The sequence below is a fragment of the Gulosibacter sp. 10 genome (genome assembly GCF_900163695.1).
In the GTDB taxonomy this organism is placed as follows: domain Bacteria; phylum Actinomycetota; class Actinomycetes; order Actinomycetales; family Microbacteriaceae; genus Gulosibacter.
Genome location: NZ_FUIC01000050.1, coordinates 1 through 1,822, shown reverse-complemented (window position 1 = coordinate 1,822; position 1,822 = coordinate 1). Strand labels below are relative to the sequence as shown.

1 rRNA gene is annotated in these 1,822 nt (G+C 55.8%); it reads right to left on the bottom strand.

The features are described from left to right. Positions 1-67: 67 nt before the first annotated feature. Positions 68-1,594: ribosomal RNA gene (locus tag FM112_RS15430) — 16S ribosomal RNA — on the bottom strand. Between the last annotated feature and the right edge of the window lie 228 nt (positions 1,595-1,822).

The following is a 1,822-nucleotide window of genomic DNA, read 5'->3' as shown; positions in this document are numbered from 1 at the left end:
AACGTTCCACCCAGCACCCGGCATCGACATTCGCGACACAACGAGCACTCACATAAAAACTCCTTAGAAAGGAGGTGATCCAGCCGCACCTTCCGGTACGGCTACCTTGTTACGACTTAGTCCTAATCACCGATCCCACCTTCGACAGCTCCCCCCACGAATGGTTAGGCCACCGGCTTCGGGTGTTACCGACTTTCATGACTTGACGGGCGGTGTGTACAAGGCCCGGGAACGTATTCACCGCAGCGTTGCTGATCTGCGATTACTAGCGACTCCGACTTCATGGGGTCGAGTTGCAGACCCCAATCCGAACTGAGACCGGCTTTTTGGGATTCGCTCCACCTCGCGGCATCGCAACCCACTGTACCGGCCATTGTAGCATGCGTGAAGCCCAAGACATAAGGGGCATGATGATTTGACGTCATCCCCACCTTCCTCCGTGTTGACCACGGCAGTATCCCATGAGTCCCCGGCATAACCCGCTGGCAACATAGGACGAGGGTTGCGCTCGTTGCCGGACTTAACCGAACATCTCACGACACGAGCTGACGACAACCATGCACCACCTGTACACCAACCGCAAAGCGGGGCGACGATCTCTCGCCGTTACTGGTGTATGTCAAGCCTTGGTAAGGTTCTTCGCGTTGCATCGAATTAATCCGCATGCTCCGCCGCTTGTGCGGGCCCCCGTCAATTCCTTTGAGTTTTAGCCTTGCGGCCGTACTCCCCAGGCGGGGCGCTTAATGCGTTAGCTACGACACAGAAACCGTGGAAAGGTCCCCACATCTAGCGCCCAACGTTTACGGCATGGACTACCAGGGTATCTAATCCTGTTCGCTCCCCATGCTTTCGCTCCTCAGCGTCAGTAACGGCCCAGAGATCTGCCTTCGCCATCGGTGTTCCTCCTGATATCTGCGCATTCCACCGCTACACCAGGAATTCCAATCTCCCCTACCGCACTCAAGTCTGCCCGTACCCACTGCAGACCCGGAGTTAAGCCCCGGGCTTTCACAGCAGACGCGACAAACCGCCTACGAGCTCTTTACGCCCAATAATTCCGGACAACGCTTGCACCCTACGTATTACCGCGGCTGCTGGCACGTAGTTAGCCGGTGCTTTTTCTGCAGGTACCGTCACTTGCGCTTCTTCCCTACTAAAAGAGGTTTACAACCCGAAGGCCGTCATCCCTCACGCGGCGTTGCTGCATCAGGCTTGCGCCCATTGTGCAATATTCCCCACTGCTGCCTCCCGTAGGAGTCTGGGCCGTATCTCAGTCCCAGTGTGGCCGGTCACCCTCTCAGGCCGGCTACCCGTCGTCGCCTTGGTAGGCCATTACCCCACCAACAAGCTGATAGGCCGTGAGCCGATCCAAAACCGATAAATCTTTCCAACCGCAAGAGATGCCTCCACGATTCGTATCCAGTATTAGCTCCGGTTTCCCGAAGTTATTCCAGAGTCTTGGGCACGTTGCTCACGTGTTACTCACCCGTTCGCCACTAATCCACCACAGCAAGCTGCAGCTTCATCGTTCGACTTGCATGTGTTAAGCACGCCGCCAGCGTTCGTCCTGAGCCAGGATCAAACTCTCCGTACATGAACAACCACCACCACGCAAACGCAATGGCAGCACATCCACAAACCAACCCAACCGGGTCGAGCTCAATCAACTGACAATATCCACGCAGACACCCCAACCACACAAGGCCAGGCATGCCCACGCAACTCATCAAAGGAACCCCACAACCCCCATTCAAAAGAGGGTCGCACGGGTCCAAAAAATGGCATTAGACAATAAAAGTGCACACTGTTGAGTTCTCAAGGA